The 21,158-nt window shown below is 63.4% G+C and carries 18 protein-coding genes; 6 read left to right on the forward strand and 12 right to left on the reverse strand.

Annotation, left to right across the window (positions count from 1 at the left end; translation table 11 throughout):
- Positions 1–2 precede the first annotated feature (2 nt).
- The 4 genes from E4T66_RS06975 (at position 3) to E4T66_RS06990 (ending at position 5,370) form a co-directional block, all read left to right on the forward strand.
- Positions 3–644, forward strand: coding sequence for a YfgM family protein (locus tag E4T66_RS06975; protein WP_136848200.1), 642 nt, complete (start codon positions 3–5; stop codon positions 642–644).
- Positions 644–1,792, forward strand: a complete 1,149-nt coding sequence (gene bamB / locus E4T66_RS06980; RefSeq protein WP_248679500.1) for an outer membrane protein assembly factor BamB — start codon at positions 644–646, stop codon at positions 1,790–1,792. Before E4T66_RS06975 ends, bamB begins: the two co-directional genes overlap by 1 nt.
- Positions 1,793–1,952: 160 nt before the next feature.
- A complete protein-coding gene (gene der / locus E4T66_RS06985; RefSeq protein WP_136848202.1) occupies positions 1,953–3,356 on the forward strand; it encodes a ribosome biogenesis GTPase Der in 1,404 nt (467 codons plus the stop codon).
- Positions 3,357–3,408: 52 nt separating this feature from the next.
- Entirely contained in the window at positions 3,409–5,370 is a 1,962-nt protein-coding gene (locus E4T66_RS06990) for a DUF389 domain-containing protein (RefSeq protein ID WP_136848203.1), read from the forward strand.
- A gap of 7 nt (positions 5,371–5,377) precedes the next feature.
- On the opposite strand, the gene E4T66_RS06995 is transcribed toward E4T66_RS06990, so the two are convergent.
- The 7 genes from E4T66_RS06995 to E4T66_RS07025 form a co-directional block, all read right to left on the reverse strand.
- Entirely contained in the window at positions 5,378–5,872 is a 495-nt protein-coding gene (locus E4T66_RS06995) for a hypothetical protein (RefSeq protein ID WP_136848204.1), read from the reverse strand.
- 92 nt (positions 5,873–5,964) lie between these two features.
- Positions 5,965–7,737, reverse strand: coding sequence for an SLC13 family permease (locus E4T66_RS07000; protein WP_136848205.1), 1,773 nt, complete (start codon positions 7,735–7,737; stop codon positions 5,965–5,967).
- Positions 7,738–7,820: 83 nt separating this feature from the next.
- Positions 7,821–9,053 carry an MFS transporter gene (locus E4T66_RS07005; RefSeq protein ID WP_211242806.1) on the reverse strand — a complete coding sequence of 411 codons (1,233 nt, stop codon included), beginning with the start codon at positions 9,051–9,053 and terminating at the stop codon, positions 7,821–7,823.
- 13 nt (positions 9,054–9,066) lie between these two features.
- Positions 9,067–9,699: a fumarylacetoacetate hydrolase family protein gene (locus E4T66_RS07010; RefSeq protein WP_136848207.1), complete on the reverse strand. Its 633-nt coding sequence runs from the start codon at positions 9,697–9,699 to the stop codon at positions 9,067–9,069.
- Between the two features lie 166 nt (positions 9,700–9,865).
- Positions 9,866–10,255 carry a c-type cytochrome gene (locus E4T66_RS07015; RefSeq protein ID WP_136848208.1) on the reverse strand — a complete coding sequence of 130 codons (390 nt, stop codon included), beginning with the start codon at positions 10,253–10,255 and terminating at the stop codon, positions 9,866–9,868.
- Positions 10,252–11,592 carry a cytochrome C gene (locus E4T66_RS07020; RefSeq protein ID WP_136848209.1) on the reverse strand — a complete coding sequence of 447 codons (1,341 nt, stop codon included), beginning with the start codon at positions 11,590–11,592 and terminating at the stop codon, positions 10,252–10,254. Before E4T66_RS07020 ends, E4T66_RS07015 begins: the two co-directional genes overlap by 4 nt.
- 13 nt (positions 11,593–11,605) lie before the next feature.
- Positions 11,606–12,166, reverse strand: a complete 561-nt coding sequence (locus tag E4T66_RS07025; protein ID WP_136848210.1) for a cytochrome b — start codon at positions 12,164–12,166, stop codon at positions 11,606–11,608.
- A 126-nt stretch (positions 12,167–12,292) separates the two neighbouring features.
- Between E4T66_RS07025 and E4T66_RS07030 the strand changes: the two genes are divergently transcribed.
- Together E4T66_RS07030 and E4T66_RS07035 are read left to right on the forward strand one after the other, a co-directional pair.
- The gene (locus E4T66_RS07030) at positions 12,293–12,961 is read left to right on the forward strand and encodes a response regulator transcription factor (protein WP_136848211.1); all 669 of its coding nucleotides are present in this window, start codon (positions 12,293–12,295) and stop codon (positions 12,959–12,961) included.
- Positions 12,930–14,324: a sensor histidine kinase gene (locus E4T66_RS07035; RefSeq protein WP_211242807.1), complete on the forward strand. Its 1,395-nt coding sequence runs from the start codon at positions 12,930–12,932 to the stop codon at positions 14,322–14,324. Before E4T66_RS07030 ends, E4T66_RS07035 begins: the two co-directional genes overlap by 32 nt.
- A gap of 87 nt (positions 14,325–14,411) precedes the next feature.
- On the opposite strand, the gene E4T66_RS07040 is transcribed toward E4T66_RS07035, so the two are convergent.
- The 5 genes from E4T66_RS07040 to E4T66_RS07060 form a co-directional block, all read right to left on the reverse strand.
- Entirely contained in the window at positions 14,412–16,064 is a 1,653-nt protein-coding gene (locus E4T66_RS07040; RefSeq protein ID WP_136848213.1) for a phosphoenolpyruvate carboxykinase (ATP), read from the reverse strand.
- A gap of 146 nt (positions 16,065–16,210) precedes the next feature.
- Positions 16,211–18,202, reverse strand: a complete 1,992-nt coding sequence (locus E4T66_RS07045) for a methyl-accepting chemotaxis protein (protein ID WP_136848214.1) — start codon at positions 18,200–18,202, stop codon at positions 16,211–16,213.
- Positions 18,203–18,229: 27 nt separating this feature from the next.
- Positions 18,230–18,595 (reverse strand): response regulator, encoded by a 366-nt coding sequence (locus tag E4T66_RS07050; protein WP_136848215.1) that lies wholly within the window; start codon positions 18,593–18,595, stop codon positions 18,230–18,232.
- 54 nt (positions 18,596–18,649) lie between these two features.
- Positions 18,650–20,023: a dihydroorotase gene (locus E4T66_RS07055; protein ID WP_136848673.1), complete on the reverse strand. Its 1,374-nt coding sequence runs from the start codon at positions 20,021–20,023 to the stop codon at positions 18,650–18,652.
- Positions 20,024–20,037: 14 nt separating this feature from the next.
- Positions 20,038–21,042: an aspartate carbamoyltransferase catalytic subunit gene (locus E4T66_RS07060; protein WP_136848216.1), complete on the reverse strand. Its 1,005-nt coding sequence runs from the start codon at positions 21,040–21,042 to the stop codon at positions 20,038–20,040.
- Between the last annotated feature and the right edge of the window lie 116 nt (positions 21,043–21,158).

Here is a 21,158-nt window from a genome sequence, read left to right on the forward strand (position 1 = left end):
CAGTGACGACACACTACGACGACGAAGAACAAGCCGAACGCCTCAAGCAGTGGTGGAAGGAGAACTGGATTTCGCTGGCCGCTGGCCTGGTGATTGGTCTTGGAGCGATCTTTGGCTGGGAAGGCTGGAAGTCTTACCAGGGGACGCGTGCGGCAGAGGCCTCGCGGATGTACGAGGATCTGCGACTGGCGCTGGGCGAGGCTCGGGGTCAGGATGCCGAAAAAATCGGCTCGGCCTTGATCCAGGATCACGGCAGCAGTCCCTATGCGTCCGGCGCCGCGCTCTACCTGGCGACTGACGCGGTCAAGCGCGGTGAGCTCGATCAGGCCCTGACGCATCTGCAGTGGGTGCGGGAACACGGCAGTGATGATGGCGTCCGTGAAGTCGCTGCACTGCGGGCGGCGCGGGTGCTGTGGCAGCAGGGCAAGCCGGATGAGGCGCTGGCGCTGATTGCCGGCGACGGCGGGGAATTCCAGGCGATGGCGCAGGAGCTGCGCGGCGACATTCTGCTGTCTAAGGGCGATCGCAGTGCGGCGCGCGAGGCCTACCAGAAAGCATTGGGCGCGAGCGACGACGAAGATGTGGCGGCACGTGGTGATCTTCAGCGCAAGCTTGACGACCTCAACGATGTGGTGGAGTCATGATGCGCCGCCTTCTGTTGGCGCTGCTCGCAGCGAGTGTTGTGACGGCATGCTCAAAGGACAAGGTTCGCGAGCCTGCGGAACTGAAGGACATCGAGAATCCCGCACTCAAGTTCAAGACGGCGTGGAGCTCACACCCAGGTAACGGCAGCGGCGACTACTATGGCGAGCTGGGCCTGACGCTGGCGGAAGATGCGCTATACGCCGCGGATGTGAAGGGCCGCGTATACGCGCTGGACCCGGTAAACGGCAAGACGACCTGGCGGGCGCAGACCGGCGAACGTGTGATTTCCGGTCCGACCGTGTCGGGTAACGCGGTTTTCGTGGGCTCGATGGATGGGCACGTGATCGCGCTCAAGCGTGCCGACGGCAGCGACTACTGGAAAACCAAAGTGTCCAGCGAAGTTCTGGCGCCGCCAGTCAGCGACGGCACCTTGACCATTGCACGCGCGGGTGACGGCAAGATCTACGCGCTGTCGTCCGTCAGCGGCGCGCAGGTGTGGATGTTCGATCGCACGGTGCCGAACCTGACGCTGCGCGGGCTGGGACGTCCGGAAATCGTTGGCAGCCTGGCTTTCGTCGGCATGGACAACGGCCGCGTCGCCGCCGTGCGCATGGCTGACGGTCAGGCGCAGTGGGAGCAGTTGATCGCCGCGCCGACTGGACGTAACGAACTCGAGCGGTTGACCGACGTCGATGCGACGCTGCTGGTCGATGGCGGCGAGCTTTATGCGGCGAGCTTCGGAGGCGAGGTTGTGTGCCTCGACGGCGACACCGGACAGGTGCTGTGGCGTCGTTCGCTGCGCAGTTATACGGGCATGGCCCGGGTCAACGATCTGGTTGTTGTCACCGATGAATCCGGGGTGGTCTGGGGTCTGGACGCCCGCACCGGCGCCGCAGCGTGGAAGAACGAAGATCTGCTCTATCGCAAGCTGTCACCGCCCGCGGTGTTCGCCGACCATGTCGTTGTGGGGGATTTCGACGGCTATCTGCACTGGCTCGATCCCAAGGACGGCCGCATCGTTGCGCGCGGTCGTATCGGCAGTGACCCGATCCGCACCGCGCCGGTGGCCGGTCCGGACATGTTGTATGTGATGAATGTGGCCGGACGCATCAATGCGATCCAGCTGAAGCCGGCGCCGACGCGCTGAGGCCTTGTTGTTTCCCAGGCCGGCACTGCGGAGGCCAAGTCCGCAGTGCCGGCCGTTTTCGTATGACGTTGTCGATCGAATGCGGGTTTCGATCCGGCGTCACCTGATAGCGTGAACGCGCGATGCGCTGCGCACCACTGTGTGATCTAGAATGACCGACATGACCGACAAGTTGCCTACGCTGGTGCTGGTCGGCCGACCCAATGTCGGCAAATCGACCCTGTTCAATCGCTTGACCGGGACTCGTGATGCGCTGGTCGCCGACTTCGCCGGGCTGACACGAGATCGTCAGTACGGTACGGCCGAGTTCGAGGAGCGCGCGTTTGTCGTGGTCGATACCGGCGGTTTGATGCCGGAAAGCAAGGACCCGTTGGCGGCATTGGCAGAGGACCAGGCCGAACTGGCGCTGACCGAGGCCGATCATGTGCTGTTTCTGGTCGATGCCCAGTCCGGCAGTTTGCCGGCGGATGTCTCGATCGCGCGGCATCTGCGCAAGCTCAACAAGCCGGTCACTCTGGTCGTCAACAAGGCCGAGGGGCGCCCGCATGAGCTGGCCGCTGCCGACTTCCATTCGCTGGGTCTTGGCGAGCCGCTGACGATTTCTGCCGAGCACGGCAAGGGCGTCGAGTCGATGCTGCGCACGGTGCTGGCTGATCTGCCGGTCGTCGCTCCCGATGCCGGCGAGATGGACGATGGCACTGCGCGCGTCGCGATCGTCGGTCGTCCCAACGTCGGCAAGTCGACGCTGGTCAATCGCCTGCTGGGTGAAGAGCGACTGCTGGCGGCAGACGTGCCGGGTACGACGCGCGACGCGATCGCGGTGCCGTTTGAATACGAAGGTCAGGCGTTCACCTTGATCGACACGGCTGGCGTGCGCCGGCGCGCCAAGGTCTGGGAAGCGGTCGAGAAATTCTCGATCGTCAAGACGCTGCAGGCCATCGAACGCGCGCATGTGGTGATCGCGGTCGTTGATGCACAGAACGATATCGGCGAGCAGGACGCGCGTCTGCTCGGACTGGTTGCCCAGCGTGGTCGCGCGATCGTGCTGGCGGTCAACAAATGGGATGGTCTGTCGCCGGAAGAGCGCGAACAGGTCAAATACCGCGTGAAGCTGAAATTCCCGTTTCTCGATTACGCGCCGGTGCGTTTCATTGCGGCCAAGCACGGCTCCGGACTGCGCGAACTGATGGATTCGGTGCAGGCGGCCTACGCCTCGACGATGCGCGAGCTGTCGACCGGCGAAGTCACGCGGGCGCTGGAGCAGGCGGTCGAAGCGCATCAGCCGCCGGCGGTACTGGGGCGTCGCATCAAGCTGCGCTATGCGCATCAGGGCGGCAAAAATCCCCCGCGCATCGTGGTGCACGGCAACCAGACCGACAAGTTGCCGGCATCGTACAAGCGCTATTTGAGCAACCAGTTCCGCGAAGCGTTCAAGCTGGTCGGCGTGCCACTGCTGCTGACCTTCAAGACCGGCGACAACCCGTTCAAGGATCGCAAGAACGAGCTGACACCACGCCAGATCAAGAAAAAGCGGCGCTTGATGGCACGGGTCAAATCACGCTGAGTCCGCGCCGCAGACATTCGCGCGGAGCAGTGCCCGTGTTAGCGTTGTCTGCATGAGTGAAGCAAATCCGGATACTGAACCCGCTGCAACCGCGGGAGTGCCGAGCCGCGTTGTTTTGATCTGTGATGACCCTGACGAGCCGTTGCTTGAACAGGTTCGCAGCGCGGCTGTTGAGCGCGGCATCGATCTTCTGGAAGTAGACGCGGCTGCGCTGATCGACGCTCCCCAGCGTGCGAGCGATGTTTCCGACTGGATCGTCGTCGCCAGTGAAGGCAAATTGCCGCAGCTGGCCGATGCAGCCGTGCGGCAGCGGGCGAGGGTTGCGGTGATTCCGCAGAAGGGTTCAGCCATCCCGCGTCTGCTGGACCTGCCCAAGGGTCTTGATGAGCGGCTGGAGCTGGCGTTCTCCAGTGACGTCATCGAGATCGATGCCACGTACTGCAACGATGAGCTGGTGCTGGGCGTCGCCGCCATTGGGGATGTGCCGTTTCTCGATACCCGCGGCCGCGCGTTTGTGCGGGCGCAGTCGAGTCTGCGCGGTCGCTGGGCGGCTGCGGTCGGTGTATTTATCGGCACTGTGCGCCGTCTGTTTTCGATCCGGCCGACGCGGATCGGGTTGCAGATCGGCGACGAGGAGAAGCCGCGGCGAACCGCTGTCACGGGCATCGTCGTTCTTGAAAACGACGCTGACCACCTGAGCGCGCAGTTGTTGGGCGAAGCGTCATCCGCACGCAACGGCCGACTGTCCGCGATGCTGTTTGCGCCCGCATCGGTGGCGGCGTACATCGCCGCGCTGATCCGAGCGACCATTGGCGTCGGCAGCCTGCCGAGTGCGTTGTCGATGGTGCAGACGCGCAGTCTGCAGATCGAGTGCGACCAGCCGCTGCACTACCGGATTGATGGTCGTCCCCGCAGCGCAAAGCAGATTTTCTTTGAGGTGCGACCGCGTGCGCTGTCGGTCAAGGCGGGCGCCCGCTTCGGCGACGACAATCCGGAAGGGCAGAAGGATCGCGACACATTGCGACTCAAGACGCTGCCGGAGAACGAGGCGCGCCTGGCCTCGATCAGCAGCCGCCTTCCGCTGTTTACGCATGCGCTCGAAGATGATTTCAAGGAGTTGTTCCAGCTGCTGCGGGAGAACGCCCGCGTCAGTCCGGACTTCGTCATTCTGATGCTGGCTTCGAGTCTGCTTGCCGGGTTCGGTCTGGTGATGAACAGTGCTGCGGTGATCATCGGCGCCATGGTGCTGGCACCTTTGATGGCACCGATTGTTTCCCTGTCGATGGGCATTCTGCGACGCGATACGCGTCTGCTGCAGCAGGCTGGGCGGACGATCGCCATCGGGGTCGCTCTGGCGCTGTCGGCCGCTGCGCTGCTGGCTTTGATTACGCCGCTTCAGCGCGTAACGGCTGAAATTGACGCGCGTCTGCATCCGTCATTGCTGGATCTGGCGGTGGCGGTGATCTCGGGCATCGCAGCGGCGTATGCCTATGCGCGTGAAAGCGTGATCAAGAGTCTGCCGGGTGTCGCCATCGCCGTGGCGCTGGTGCCGCCGCTGGCCGTTGCCGGAATCGGCCTGGGCTGGGGCGATCTGCGGATTTTTGGCGGAGCCGCCTTGTTGTTTCTGACCAATCTGGTCGGTATCGCTGCTACTGCCGCTCTGACCTTCCTGGTACTGGGCTACGCCCCGATTCATACCGCGGTGCGCGGCTTGCGCGTCTTGGCCGTGGCGACGTTGCTGATGGCGCTGCCGCTGACGGTATCGTTTGCGCACATCGTGCAGGTCTGGCGCTATGAAAACGCGGTGGTATCGGACCCGGTGGCGATCGGGGCACGGGATCTGGAACTGACCGAAACCAGCGTGCGCGTCGATGGCGACACCGTTGTGGTGCGCGCCACAGTGGTGTCGGCGCAACCGCTGACTGCGCAACAGGCGGATCACATCAAGCTGCAGCTGCAGCAGCGGCTCGACGCAAAGGTACGGGTTGAACTGCAGCAGCGCCTGGTGCGCTGACGTTGGATCAGCGCGGCGGCTGGCGATCGCGCAACCTTTGCAGGCTCTGCGGACTCAGCGCGGGGGTGAGCTGCAGCGTAGACGCAGGATCGTTGTGCAAGGTGCCCGGGTCCTGTGGCGGCCGTGACGTTTGCGGCCTGTTGGCGTTCACCGCAACCGCTGGATCAACGTCCGGCTCTCGCGCGTCAACCACGTACCAGTCGGTGCCGTTGTTGTCGGAGCGGTAGCGGTACTCCTGATCGATCGCCAACACCGAGCTGCCCCAGGTTGCGAAGCGGAAGCCATGCCCGTCGTCCGCGTGCGCGTATGCGGCGATGCTGGAGAGGCACGCGGCTTGTGTCGTATAGCCGATCGATTGCCAGTTCTTCCCAACGCGGACCGCGCAGGCTTGCAGCGATGCCGGATGGTCCTCGGCTGTTACGGCGTCGGGCGCTTGCCCGCGGACCATGGGTGGCAGCAGCATCGCGAACATCGCGGCGGCTGCAATCACATCCTTGTTCATCGCAGTCGTCAGTAAAAATTCTGAATGGTTTGCTGCGGGCGTCTGGCGCAGAGCTGCATCGGTTTCCCGCAGTCCGGCCGGCTTGCACCGTGCTAGGAGTGAAATGGCCAGATCAGCGGAATCAGACAGACGCTGACCAGACCCATCAGCAACTGTAACGGAATACCGACTTTCATAAAGTCAGAAAATCGATATCCGCCGGGACCGGAAACCATCAGATTGGTCTGATAGCCCAGCGGCGTCGAGAAACTGGCCGATGCCGCCATCATCACTGCAATCACGAACGGCATCGGATCGACTCCCAGCGTGCGTGCCGCAGCCATGCAGATCGGATACATCAGCACCGCTGCCGCATTGTTGGTGATCATTTCGGTCAGCAACATGGTCATGCCATAGGCCATTGCCAGCACCAGCCAGGGACTGCCGCCGGGCAGGGTCAACACCAGATGGGCGATGACCGATGCGGCGCCGGTGACTTCCAGCGCCCGGCCCAGCGCAAATGAGCAGGCGATCACCAGCAACACCTGCGTATCGATGCTCTTGCGCGCGGTGCCGAGGCTGACGCAGCCCAGTGCCAGGGTTGCAGCGGCGCCCAGCAGGGCTGCGGTGATCATCGGCAGCCAGTTCAGCGTGGCTGCGATCACGACGGCGCCAAGGATGCCCCAGGCACGCAGCGCGCGATCGAAGCGGGGCAGTTCGGAGTTGGCGACATCGCTGACCAGCAGGAAATCCGGTGAATGACGATTGCGTTCGACCCAGATTGGACGCGCTTCGAGCAGCAATGTGTCAGCGGGTTTGAGTACGACATCGCCCAATCCGCCGCGGATTCGCTTGCCGTCGCGCGCCACGGCAACCACCGAGGCGCCGTAGTAGGTATGGAAGCGGCTTTCGCGCAGCGTTTGATTGATCAGGGGGCAGCGTGCGGAGATCACCACTTCCACCAGCTTGCGCTCGGGGAACTGCTTGCTGAACGACGAGTCTCCCGGATGCGGTGCGGAGAGTCCGCGCACGCGTTGCAGCTCGACGATCGCGCCGACATCTCCGGCAAACACCAGATGATCGTCAGCCAACAGGCGTTCACTTGAGCTGACGGCCGGAACGATGCGACCGTCACGCGCAATCTCGACCAGGAACAGGGTGCCGAGGTGACGCAGCCCGGCTTCCTGAATGGTCTTGCCGACCAACGGGCCACCGGCATCGACCGTCATTTCGACGGTGTATTCGCGCGGGTTTTCGAACACGCTGCTGCTGGTCTTGCCGTCAGGGAGCAGGCGGCGTCCGATGGTCATCAGATAGGCCATGCCGATCAGTGCGCTGGGAATGCCGATCTTGGCAATCTCGAACATGCCGAGTCCCGCGTGTCCGTCGCCTGACCACAGGCCGTTGACCACCAGATTGGTCGAGGTGCCGATCAGGGTGCAGGTACCGCCGAAGATCGCGGCGTAGCTCAGCGGGATCAATAGCTTCGACGCCGGCAGCTGATTGCGCTTGGCCCAGGCCAGCACGGCAGGCAGGAAGGTCGCGACCACTGGCGTGTTGTTGACGAAGGCCGACAGCGCGATCGTGGGCGCCATCACGCGTAGCTGGGCGCGGGCGATATTTTGCGAGCGCCCCAGCAACGCGTGGACCACAAGATCAATGGCGCCGGTTTCGCGCAGACCCGCGGCGATCACGTACATCGCTGCGACGGTGATCATGCCCTCGTTGGAGAAACCGGCGAGCGCCTGTTTTGGATCCAGCACGCCAGCGCTGAGCAGAATCAGCATGGCCAGAACCAATACCAGCTCAGCCGACAGCTTTTCGCTGATCAGCAAGCCCAGCGTCAGCGCGAGCACGCCAAGCGTGATCCAGCCTTCAAGTGTCATGAAGCGTCAGGTCGACAAGGGAGTGGCGGAAACATAGCAGTTTTGAAGGGCGCTGCGTTCACTGCTGCAAAACGGTCATTTGCTTATGCCGTAGAGGTGGGCCATGTACGGTGCCAGCTGCCGGATACGCGGTGCGGTGCAACGCCGCGGTCAACACCAGAGATCAGCGCGGCGCAGCCGAGGAGCGCGACCGTGATGCCGCTGACGAACAAGGCTGGATAGCCGGCAGCGTCGCCAATACTGGCGCCGACAAAGGATGCCATGCCCTGGGTCAGCACCAGTGCGCAGGCGAGCAGGGTGTAATCAGTGCCCGCGTGTTGCGGATCGCTGGCATCCATCATCAGCGTGAACAACGCGACCGTGGCCATGCCGCCAAACAGGTGTTCGGCGATGCAGGCGCTACTGATCATGGGGATGCCGCCGAGACCGCCGGCGGCCAATGCGTAAGGAACCAGGCTGGCCGCCTGCAGGAGGCCGCTCCACAGCAGCGCACGTCGACGTCCTAGACGCCAAGCCAGCCAGGCGCCGGCTGCTGCCCCTGCGACGGTGAATACTGAACCCAGTGTGCCCTTGAGCAATGCGATCTGTGTTTTGCTCAGGCCACTGTCGTGCATGAAGGGACCGATCAAGGACGCGCCGATCGAATCCCCGGCCTTGTACAGGCAGATCAATGCGATGAATGCGATCACGCCGGGCTGGCGCAGCCGTTGCCACCACAGTGCCGAAAGCGCCGCCCACGATGGCGCGTTGTGGCCCGAGGGTTGGCTGCGGGGCAGGCGCAGTACCGGGATGACCGTCAGCGCCAGCAGCGCCGCCATCGTGCCGAACATCAGCGGCCAGCCGTAGCGCGCGAACACCCAGAGCAGCAGGCCGCCGCCCAGGACCATGCCGAGTCGATAGGCGCCGACCTGCAGGCCGTTGCCGAGGCCGCGTTCACGTGGGCCGAGCAGGTTGATGGCGAGCCCATCGGTGGCGATGTCCTGGGTCGCCGAGATCAGGCTGAACACCAGCATCGCGACCAGCACCGGCCATAGCGATCCGTCGAGATTTATCAGTGCCAGAGCGGCTGCCGCAGCGACCGCAGCGACTTGAAGTGCCAGCAGCCACTGTCGACGCGTGCCATAGTGATCCACTGCTGGGGCCCAGACGAATTTCAGGGCCCACGGCAGGAACAGAAAGCCGGACAGGCTGATGGCCTTGAGCGAATAGCCCTGATCGCGCAGCAGCACCGGCAGTGCCTGGGTGAAAAACCCGAAGGGCAGTCCCTGCGCCAGATACAGCGCGCCCAGCAGCAGGACCTTCTGCCGTAAGCTCACGGCAGGTGCTGTGTCAGCGGCAACGCCAGGCAAAGCGCCCGATCTGCGGACTTTCCAGCACGACGTCGTCGCCCGGAACCAGCGGACCGACACCTGCGGGAGTGCCGGTGTAGATCACGTCACCCGGACGCAGTGCCCAAGTCTGAGAAATGATGTGGATCTGGCGCGCGACTGAAAACATCATGTCGCGGGTATGGCCGTGCTGGCGCAGTTCATCGTCGACGCGGCAGGTGAACTCGATGTCCTGCAGATCCTGTTCGAGATAGGGTTGGAACTCGCCCAGCGGTGCCGCGCCGTCGAAGGCTTTCGCCAGCTCCCAGGGCTTGCCGGCTTTCTTCAGGGACGTCTGCAATTCGCGCAGGGTCAGGTCCAGGCCCAGGGTGATGCCTGCAACCCAGTGCATGGCATCGTCAACCGGAATGTCATTGCCGCCACCGGTGACCTGAACCACCAGCTCCGCTTCATGATGGATGCTGCCGCGGCCGCGCGGGAGTTCGATGTCGGTCCCGATCGGAACGACGCTGCTGGGCGGTTTCATGAAGACGACGCAATCGCCGTCCGGCGTGTGTCCAAGGTGGGCCAGTTCGGCGACATGGTCTGCGTAGTTCTTGCCGATGCAGAAAATGCGGGTGACTCGGGAATTCATGAACAGTCTGGGCGTGGATTTGCTGACACCATACCGCAGCTGGCGGAGATGAGGGTGGCACCGATGTGACGGGACAAAAAACTGCGGTCATGGTGCTGTCTCGGCGAAACAAAAAAGGGCAGAGCATGCTTTGCTCTGCCCTCGGGGCCTTAGCTTTGCGCGGCGGCTATTTCTGCTCTGCCAGAAAATCCAGCAAGTCCTTGCGTTCGGCGGTGTCGGCGATGCCGTCAAACTTCATCTTGCCTCCCGGAATGACAGCCTTGGGTTGGGTGACGTAGGCATCAATCCGGTCCGGGGTCCAGACAATGCCCGATGCCAGCAGCGCATCGGAGTAGTGAAAGCCGTCGATCTTGCCGGCGTTGCGCCCGGCCACGCCGAACAGACTCGGGCCTTTCTTGTTTTTCAGCGAACTGGCGACGCTGTGACACTCCGCGCAGTTTTCGTCGAAGACATCGGCGCCACGTTCGGCGTCGGCCAGAGCGGCCAACGGTGCGGCCAGCACCGCTGCGAGCGTCAGCATGGTACGGGTCCGGCTCCAGTGTGAACGATGGCTCATAGCGCGGCCCAGACGAATGCGAGCAGCGTGTTGTTGTCGGTCGCGCCGCGCCCGCTGCCATCGTAGTTGTCGGCACCGCCGGCATAGCGGTCGTAGCGAGTGAACTGCAGGCCGAGGCGCAGGTTCACGTTCGGCGCCATCCACGAGGATTCACTGCCGAACGGAGTGTAGTCGAGCTGCAGCGTTTCACCGCGGGTGTCCGGGCGGTTGCTGCTGCTGTCCGCATACAGGCCGGCGTCGGCGTCGCCGTTGGTGGCGAAGTAGCCGGCAGTGACGCCGTAGTGCTGGTGATAGTAATAAGCGGCGTTGAGGTTATAGCTGTTCAGGCTGAGGTTGGAGTGCTCGGCATCTCCCACGGCGCGACTGCCGGACAGCGATTGCGATTCATGCAGCGCCAACGCATTGACCGTGAATATGTTTCGACGGGTGCCCAGGTATTGATACGAGGCATCGACACCGACATCGCGGTAACGGTCAGTGCGGCCGGTGTCGTCGACTTCCAGATTCGATGACATGCCGACCATGCCGACGGACATCGACTGTGCATGCACATCACGCGTATACGCCAGGCGCAGATACGGCGAGATGCCCGAAGCTTTGACGATGTCTTCGGCCGGCACGCCGAGTGCATCCAGCGTCGAGTGGCCGAGCGAGCGATAGCCGCCGAGTTCGGCGTACCAGCGGTCGTCGAAGAACGCAAAGGCATTGGCGCCGAGGACCTGCGTCTCGAGACCGCCAGCCAGCAGCGGCGCGGCCGGTGCGCCTTCCGGCGCAAGATCCGAGCCCAGATACGGGAAGCCCCAGACCGGCAACGTGTTGAACGGATCCTGCACGCCGGGGTTGTTGTTCAGCGAGAGGCCGGTGATCAGATCCTTGCCCTGGAACGTCAGTGGTCGCGCGTAGCGGACGTCGAGATTGTCCCAGGCGGCTTTGCGGTCGATGCCCGAATAGGTGACCTGGGCAAAGCTGCCGAGGTGATCGGTCAGGCCGCCGCCAAGGAATGCAGAGACTTCCTGGATTGCTGCATTGTCATTGGTGTCGAAATGCTTGGCCGGGGCTTCGGACTGATCCTTTGCGGTCTGGGTGAACTGGCCGACCAGCATCGCGGACAGCGCGAGTGTGCGGTTGTCGCCGTCGGTGTAGCCCCCGAGCTTGAAACGCTGGCCGTAGGGCGTCAGCTGCGGACCGAAGCTGCCAATATGGCACGCGCCACAGTCCTGTCCGGTCTGGCGGGCGAATGAGGGTAGCGCGTGGGCCTGCAGGGCAGTCAGGGAGACGGCTGCAGCAAGCAAGTAGCGCAGCGCCCGACTGGCGGACCGGAATAACGGGAGGTTCATGCAAAAAGCTCCATCAGACATCAGGGGTGAGCATTGGGGTGCTGCCGCGACGTCGCGGCGGCAGCATTTGCAGTAGGGTGTCGTCGCGTCGCACGTAGTGGTGCCATAGCGCCGCAGCGGCGTGCAGGCCGATCGCTGCGAGCAGGGTCCAGGCGCCCCAGCTGTGCCACGTCACCAGCTGCTCCGAAAAATCGCGGTTACGCTCTATCAACGTCGGCAGGATCGGAGCACCGAATAGGGTGACTGTGGTTCCGTGGGCCTGCGTGGCGAGCACGCCGATCACCGGAAGTGCCAGCAGCAGGCCGTACATCAGACTGTGGGTCATCGCGGCGAACCGATGCGTGACCGTCACGCTGGGGTGCGCTTTCGGCGGATTGCGCCAGCGCACCAGAAAGCGGGTGACCGTACCGATCAGGATGACGAGGCCGAGTTGACGGTGAACGGTGAGCAGGTCGGTGCGCAGTGCGTGGCTTTCGATGACCTCGCGCAGCAGCGCGAGCGCCACCGTGCTCAGGACCGCAATCAATGTGACCCAATGCAGCCAGATGATCGGGCGTGCGTGACGTGTAGACATACGGCGTTCTCGATGTGTGACCCGATCGAACAGTGGCGAAAGGACCTCGCTCAGTGCGTTCGACGGCGCAATCTATCGAGGCCGGTCTTAAGAACTGCTTAAGACGGATCCGGCGATAATCGGCGTATGCGTGTACTGCTGGTCGAAGATGATCGATTACTGGGTGCTTCGCTTGTCGAAGCGCTGCGCCGTGAGCGTTACATCGTTGACTGGTGTCGGACACTGGCGGATGCGCGCGTGGCAGTTGCCTCCACGCAATACAACATTGCTCTGATTGACCGCCAATTGCCCGATGGCGAGGGACTGGACCTGATCGATCTGCTGCGCGGTTCCGAGCTTCCGGTTGGTGTCCTGGTGCTGACTGCACGCGACGAGATCCAGCAGCGCGTGCAGGGGCTCGATCGGGGCGCCGATGACTACATGGTGAAACCGTTCGACCTGGATGAGCTGCTGGCGCGCATGCGTGCCGCTGCGCGCCGCTCGGCCGATCGCGGCCCGGGCGGGGTGCTGCGCGTCGGCGCGGTTCTGATCGATCCGGCGCGACGTACGGTGCAGCAGAATGGTGAACGGGTGGAACTGTCGCCGCGTGCGTTTGCGCTGCTGGTGACCTTGGCGCGTCATCCCGGCCATGTCTTAACCCGCCGGCAGCTGGAGGAGGCGCTGTATCCGGCCGGCGACGAGGTCGAAAGCAATGCGGTAGAGGTTCATGTGCATCAGATCCGGCGCAAGCTTGGCGCCGAGATCGTCCGCACCGTACGCGGTCATGGCTACTGTATTGCCGATGATCCTGCCTAAGGCGTCTGTGTCATTGAGACAGCGACTGCTGCAGCAGATCCTGCTGCCGCTTGCGCTGATCTGGCTGCTCAATGCGGTGCTGCTGCTGGGTGTGATCGTGCGCGAAAGCCGCGATGACATCGATCAGAATCTGAGGCTGACAGCACAGCTGCTAGAGGCGCTGGCACCCCAGGCGATCGATGCGACCGCAGGCGTCGCCGATATCGGTCCGAGTCTGCCGATGTCGGTGAGCTACCAGGTCTGGAGTGCTGACGGTCGCTTGCTGCTGCGCTCAGCCGATGCGCCGGAGACCCCCATTGGCGGATCCGATCCGCAGAGCATCGGTACTGGCTTTGCCGACATCCGCATGGGTGATCGCGAGTGGCGCTGCTGGGCGAGCTGGAATGCCGGGCGCAGTCTGCAGCTGCGGATTGCGCAACCGCATTCGCATCAGATTGATGCGACCCTGGACATGGCACTGTCGCTGCTGCTGCCGGCGTCGCTGGCGTTGCCGTTACTGGCTTTGTTTGTCGGGGCGGTGGTAGAGCGCACCACCCGCAGCGTCTCCGGCGTCGCGCAGACCGTTGCCGAACGCTCTCGTGAGGATTTCTCGCCGGTTGATTCCAGTCAGCTTCCCGCGGAACTGGCGCCGCTGGTGGACGGATTCAACGCCCTGCTGGAACGCCTGGCCCAGGCGCTCGCGCGGGAACGGAGTTTTACCGATGGCGCCGCACATGAGCTGCGCACGCCGCTGGCGGCGCTGCGGCTGGATGCGCAGGTCGGGTTGCGCAGCAGCGACGATCCGGCGATGCAGGCAGTGCTGCAGCGTGTGCTTGCCGCGGCACAGCGCTGCAGCATCGCGGTGGACGGGCTGATGACGTTGGCACGGATGGGGTCGCTGCGTGCGGGCGAGCAGCCGATCGAGCGTTTTGCGTTGTCGCGTATCGTCGACGAGACCGTGGCGGAGTTTCGACGTGCTGCGCAGCTGAAGGCGATCGGACTGAAACAGGATACCGACGCGGTGACGATCGAGGGCTATCCGGAAGCCGTCCATATCGTCCTGCGTAATCTGATCGACAATGCAATCCGGCATACGCCGGAGGGCGGGCACATCGGCGTCGCGCTGCATTTGGTCGATGGAGTGCTGCGGATCGAGGTCGAAGACGATGGCTGTGGAATTCCCCCGGAATCACGGCAGCGCGTGTTCGAGCGTTTCTGCCGTCTGACCGACGATGATCACGGCAGCGGGCTGGGGCTGTTCATTGTGCGCGGGTTAGCCGAATCGCTGGGCGGCACGGCGCGGATTGTCGAATCCCGTTATGCCAGCGGAACCCGTGTGCAGGTGGAATGGCCCGTGGTTGTCCGCACCGTGGCTCCGGGCTGAGTACAGCACGCCCAGGTTCCGTCGACTCCAAACAAGAAAGGCCGGACCCTGACGGGTCCGGCCTCGGCGCAGCGTGTTGCGGATGGATCAGATGCGAGCTTCGATTCCAAAAGCGGCGAAGCCCTTCTTCTCGAAGTTGTCGCGGAACATGTCGCGCAGCTTCACCGCGGCAGCGTCATAGGCGTCCTTGTCGGCCCAGGTGTTGCGCGGATTGAGCATGTCGGTCGGCACGCCCGGGCACTCCAGCGGCATCTTCAAGTTGAGAATGTCGTGGGTTTCGGTCGGGACCTTGTCCAGATCGCCGTTCAGCGCGGCGTTCAGCAGCGCGCGGGTCAGACGGATCGAGATGCGCTTGCCGACGCCGTAGGGGCCGCCCTGCCAGCCGGTGTTGAGCAGGATGCAGCGGGCCTGATGATGTTCCATCTTTTCGGCCAGCAGCTTGGCGTAGACATTCGGCTTGTGCGCCATGAACGGGCCGCCGAAGCAGGCCGAGAACGTCGGCAGCGGCTCGGTGACGCCCACTTCGGTGCCGGCCACGCGAGACGTGAAGCCCGACACGAAGTGATACATCACGTCCTTCGGCTCGAGGATCGCGATCGGTGGCAGCACGCCGAAGGCATCCGCGGTCAGCAGCACGATGGTCTGCGGATGCGGGCCACGGCCATGCGGCATGACGTTCGGGTTTGCCGTCAGCGGGTAGCTGAAACGCGTGTTCTCGGCGATCGAGTCGTCGTTCAGATCCAGATCCTGCGGATCGCACTCTTCCATCTTCTTGCCGGGCAGCGGCGGCACGTTCTCGATGATCGTGCCCGACTTCGACAGCGCAGCGGCGATGACCGGTTCGGCGTCCTTGTCGAGGTTGATCAGCTTGGCGTAGCAGCCGTCCTCGAGATTGCACAGGCCGTTGTCGGACCAGATCGTCTCGTCGTCGCCGATCAGGCGGCGCATCGGATCGGCCGACAGGGTGGTCTTGCCGGTGCCGGACAGGCCGAACAGGATTGCGGCATCACCGTCGGGACCGACGTTGGCCGAGCAATGCATTGACAGACGACCGTCCAGCGGCAGCAGGAAGTTGCCGACTGTGAAGATGGTTTTCTTGACCACGCCGCAGTAGTCGGCGCGACCGGCAACCAGACAGATGCGGTTGCGGGTATCAATCAGCACGGTGGCTTCAGCGCGGCAACCGTCACGCTCGGGTTCGCACACGAAGCTCGGCACATTGAGCATGGTCCAGCGACGGGCGTCGATGTCCTTCACGCCCATCAGATCCTTCGGGAACATGTTGTGCGCGAACATGGCGTGCGTGGCGTACTCGCCGACGAAGCGGTAGGGCACCGCGAAGTCGGGGTCCGAGCCCATGTACACGTCCTGCACGTACAGCGGAATCTGCTTGGAGTTGACGTGTTCGACGACGCGCTTGAGCAGGTTCTGGTACTGCTCCGGATCGTAGGGGTTGAGGTCAGCTTTGAACCAGATCTGGTCGGAGACTTCCGGCCATTTCACGGCATAAGTGTCCTTGGTGCGGCGTCCGGTGCAATCCGGGTCGGTGTAGTACACCAGCGGGCCGCGCGAGCCGAGCTTGGTCGCATAGGCTTTCTGCTCGTTCGAAGGACCGTCGCGGCGTACGCGTCCTTTGTCGTTGGCAATGGCCTCGTGAAACAGCTCCTCTTTGGACAGGTTGTATTTGAATTCGATGTTCTTCAGTCCGAAGAGCTTTTCGAGATCAGCCTGAAAGGTCATGTAAGTCCCTCAAAATTACGGAAATTCCAACCACACGCGTAGGGGTGGGGGTACGCGGGGAGCGCAAATGGTAAGGAGGGGGGGGGATTCCCGCAAGCGGCAGCCGTAATCATTCCGGCGCCGCGGCTGTCAATCCGGTGGATTCCTCAGTGTGTAGGCAGCTTGAATCCGGCCACCGACTCGCGCAGTTTTTCAGACAACACGTTCAATTCCTCGACCGCCTGCGCGGTTGAGTGCGCCGAACCCGAGGTCTGCACCGCGATCTCACGAATGACCTGCATGGTGCCGGCGATCTTGGTCGCCTGCGCCGACTGATTGCGCGCCGAAACCGAAATGCTGGTGATTGACTGCGACAGTTCCTGGGACGCCGTTTCGACTTTGGTCAGCGCCTGTCCGGCTTCCTCGGCGCTCTTGGCGCCGACCACCACGTTCTGCGTTGAACGCTCCATCGATACGATGGCTTCGTTGGTGTCGGCCTGAATCGTCTTGACCAAGGTTTCGACCTGACGCGTCGCGTTGGCGGCGCGTTCAGCCAGACGCTGGACTTCGTCGGCAACCACGGCGAAGCCGCGGCCGGCTTCCCCGGCCATTGCGGCCTGGATCGAAGCATTCAGCGCCAGGGTGTTGGTCTGTTCGGCAATGTCGTTGATGAACTCGATGATGTTGCCGATTTCCTGTGACGACTCGCCCAGGCGCTTGATGCGCTTGGACGTGTCCTGGATCTGCTCGCGCAGCGCGGTCATGCCGAGAATCGTGCGGTTCACCGTCTGCGCACCGTCGCGTGCAACGTCGACCGATTGTCGAGCCTGATCGGCCAGCTGTTCGGCGCTCGCCGCCACCTGTTGCAGCGACTGTGAGGTGGTGGCGATGGTGTTGGTGACGTCAGTGATTTCGCGGGCCTGACGTTCCGACGCCTGATTCATCCGTAACGCAGTTTCTTTCGTTCCGGACGCCGCCAGCGCGATTTCCGACGAGGTCGTGGTGATCGTGCCGACCAGGTTGCGCATGTTCTGCACGGTGTAGTTGATCGAGTCGGCGATGGCGCCGGTGAAATCCTCGGTCACGGTGACGTCAACGGTCAGATCGCCGTCGGCAAGGTTGGTGATTTCATCCAGCAGCGACAGAATCGCGTGTTGCTGCTTGGCGTCACGTTCCTCGGCCAGCCGCAGACGGCTGCGGGTGTTGCGCACCAGAATGACGATGAACACGACCAGCAGCACGATGGCCAGGGCGCCGCAAACGGTGACAACGATCGGCAGAATGACCTGACGCACCCGAGTGTCCAGCAGGCTCTGTTCGAGGCCTTTGGCAGTGGCGATCACGTTGGTTGCCGCGCCCTGCAGTTCGCCCGCGGACAGCTGCAACTGATCGACCGCTTCGGCGCTCGCCAGAATCTTTGCGTTGGCCTGTGCGATGGCTTCAAAGCTCTGCGCGGCGCTGCGTGCGAGCTCGCTGACAGCGCCCTGTTCCGACAGTGAGCCGTTGATCTGGGCAAATTCCAGAATCTCGCTATCCAGCTTTACCGCCATCGCCTTGGCGTCGCGACCGCGTGCCAGCAGGCCTCGTGCCTGGGCCGAAATACGTTCGAGCCGGATCAGCTGATCGATGCCAGGGTTGTCGCTGCCACGATTACCGAGGCGGCGTGCGATCTGCTCGTACTGGCTGAACAGGTCGCCATCGGCCGACGACGAGTGAACGGCATCGACAATCGTAGCGGTAGCGGTAGCGGTGGTGCGCCAGGCTTCCTGGCCGTCGATGACGGTCTGCGCGACCTTGGTCAAGCCGCTCCAGGCATTCGACAGTGCGGCCACTTCCGGTTGCACGGCGTTGGGTGCTGGCGGGATGCCGACGTCAGGATCGCCCTGGGCCAGTGTCTGCACCGTCAGGCCGAGGTCCTCGACCCGCGCCGACAAAGTCAGGAAGTCAGGTGTGATGCCGCGGGTTGCGGCTTCGCCGACGTCAACCAGCTGGCCGATATCTGACGAGACCGAGCGGGCCAGTTCGACCCAGGTCTCATCCCGGTTGTCGGTGCGCTGGATCGCGTAGAAGCCGATCATCGCAATTGCAATCAACGCGACGGCGGTGACCAATGTGGCCAGCTCGCGGCGGGTCCCCCGACCCCTGGGTTGTTCTGCCATGTGTCCCCCTGCGCCTGATCGGCTGAATTAGCGTCCCAGAACGGAATTGATTTTGGCCAGCAGATCCGCCTCGCGTACCGGCTTGACCAGATATTCGCGTGCGCCCTGACGCAGCGCCCAGACCCTGTCGGTTTCCTGGTTCTTGCTGCTGACGACAATGACCGGAATGTGTGCGGTGGCCGGATCCTTGGACAGCGAGCGCGTGGCCTGGAATCCGTTCACGCCGGGCATGACGACATCCATGATCACGACTTCGGGCTTTTCGACGCGTACGCGCTCGATCGCGTCCTGTCCGGTGGTGGCTTCCAGCACCGAGTGTCCGGCCTTCTGCAGCATCGTGCGCAGATTCTGAACATCCGTTGGCGAATCATCGACGATCATTACGCGAGCCATACCTTCTCCTGGTCCACGTCGCCCGGCACGTGCGAGCGACGACGAATGGGAACTTTAACCCAAGCGGGTCGGGGTCGAGCGTCTTCCTGACGAATCGGCCGTATGGAAGACTTCGATGCCGCGATGAAAAGTGCGCAGCACGCGGCCGCGCACAGTACGTTCGGCAAACGGGGTGTGGCGGCCGGCACTGAGAAACTTTTCCGGATCGATGCGGTATTGCGCCTTCGGGTCGATCAGGCACAGATTGGCGGTGCCGCCGACGGCAAGGCGTCCGCCGTCGGTGCCGGCAATCGTTGCCGGACCCAGGCACAGGCGTTCGACAGCACTGAGCGGGCTGAGCACGCCATCGTCGATCAAGGCCAGCGCCAGCGGAACCATCGTTTCCAGTGACGAGACGCCGGGTTCGGTCATCGGGAACGGATTGATCTTGGCATCAGCCTCATGCGGTTTATGGTCCGAGCAGATCGCGGCGATGGTGCCCTCGCGCACGGCTGCACGCAGCGCGTCCCGATCCGCTGCCGTGCGCAACGGTGGCTGCACATGACACAGCGCGTTGAAGCCGTCGACATCCTGATCGGTCAGGAACAGCTGGTGCATTGCAACGTCGGCGCTGATCGGCAGATTGCGCGCCAGCGCAGATTCCATCAGTTCGACGCCGCGCGCGGTCGACAGGCGACAGAAGTGAATCCGTGCGCCGGTGTCCTCGACCAGCGAAATCCAGAAGCGCAGCGCCGCGACTTCCGCGGCGGCCGGGATCGGAGACAGACCGAGCCGGGTTCCGACGGGTCCCTCGTGGACGCAGCCGCCGGCGGCCAGGGTTGCATCCTGCGCGAACACATGCGTCGTCAGATCGAGTCCATTGGCATACTCAAGCGCACGCCGTGCGATCAGTGAGTCGCGTACCGGTGCCAGGGCGTTGCTGAAGCCGACAGCGCCCGCGCCTTTGAGGGCCGACATCTCGGCCAGGGCTTCGCCGCCGAGGCCCTTGGTCAATGCGCCCAGGACGCGCACATCAAGTCCGCCAATCTGTTGTGCGATGCGCTGCAGGCGGATCAGCATCGCCGGTGTGTCTATTGCTGGCGAGGTGTCGGGCGGGATGACCACTTCGGTGACGCCGGCCGCCTGTGCTGCGCGGGTTTCGCTGGCGAAGCTGGCCTTGTGTGTCTGCCCCGGTTCGCGGAAACGTGCGCAGAGATCGACGAGGCCGGGCAGCAGCCACTGACCGCGGGCGTTGAGAATGGTGACATCGGTCGCCGCTTCGAGGTGCTGACCGATCGCGGCAATCTTGCCGTCGCGCAGCAGGACGTCACCAACACCGTCATGGGCGCTGGCCGGGTCAAGGATGCGGGCGCCGCGGATCAGCAGTGCCCGACCTTCAGGCAAGGTGGGGACGCTCTCGCTGTGCGCTTTCAGCGACCATTCCTTCATCTGTGCAGGCCGAGTCATCGCAGGACTCCGAGGCGTCGGCGCGTGCGCGTCGGTGCCGTTGGCGATGCGTTGTGGCCGAGGATCATGGCCATCACCGCCATGCGTACGGCGATGCCGTGGCTGACCTGCTGCAGGATCAGGGATTGCGGACCATAGGCGACGTCGCCTTCGATTTCGACACCGCGATTGATCGGGCCCGGATGCATGATGATCGCGTCCTTGCGCAAGGTTTCGAGGCGCTTGCGGGTGAGTCCGAAGTCCCGATGGAATTCGCCCATCGACGGCAGGAAGGCGCCGAGCATGCGTTCTTTCTGCAGTCGCAGCAGGATCACGACATCGGCACCCTCGAGACCTTCTTCGATGCGGTGACACACGCGTACGCCCATCTGCTCGATGCCGGCTGGGACCAGCGTCGGAGGTGCGACCACGCGGATTTCGCGGGCGCCCAGGGTGCGCAGGCCGTGAATGTCCGAGCGCGCCACGCGCGAATGCAGCACATCGCCGACGATCGCGACACGGAGATTGGTGAATTCCTGCTTGTAGCGCCGGATCGTGAACAGATCGAGCAGTCCCTGCGTGGGATGGGCGTGACGTCCGTCGCCGGCGTTCAGAATTGCTACGCCGGGAGCGGCGTGTTCAGCGAAGAAATGTGCCGCGCCGGACGCGTCGTGCCGCACCACGAACATATCGGCCTGCATGGCTTCCAGCGTCTTCAGCGTATCGAACAGGGTTTCCCCCTTGGAGGTGCTCGACGCCGCGATCTGCAGATTGAGCACATCCGCCGACAGTCGCTTGGCCGCCAGCTCGAAAGTCGTGCGTGTCCGCGTGCTGGGCTCGAAAAACAGATTGACGATGGTGCGGCCGCGCAGCAACGGGATGTTCTTTTCCGGACCGCGCAGTGCTTTCTCGAGATCCTCGGCAGTGTCGAGAATCCGGCTCAGCAAATCACTGCTGAGCCCCTCAAGTGTCAGCAGGTGGCGCAGGTTGCCGTGGCTGTCGAGTTGGAGTTCTGGGCTCATGCGTGGGGCGCATTGTCACCGTAAGCGCGGCGAAAAAAAAGCCTGCGATCGTGGGTTTGCATCGCAAAGCTGAGGTGAAAGAGCTTCGCCGGCCGGAAAAACCGCTTTCTGCGCGG

This window comes from Sinimarinibacterium arenosum, from assembly GCF_005047655.1.
GTDB lineage: Bacteria > Pseudomonadota > Gammaproteobacteria > Nevskiales > Nevskiaceae > Solimonas.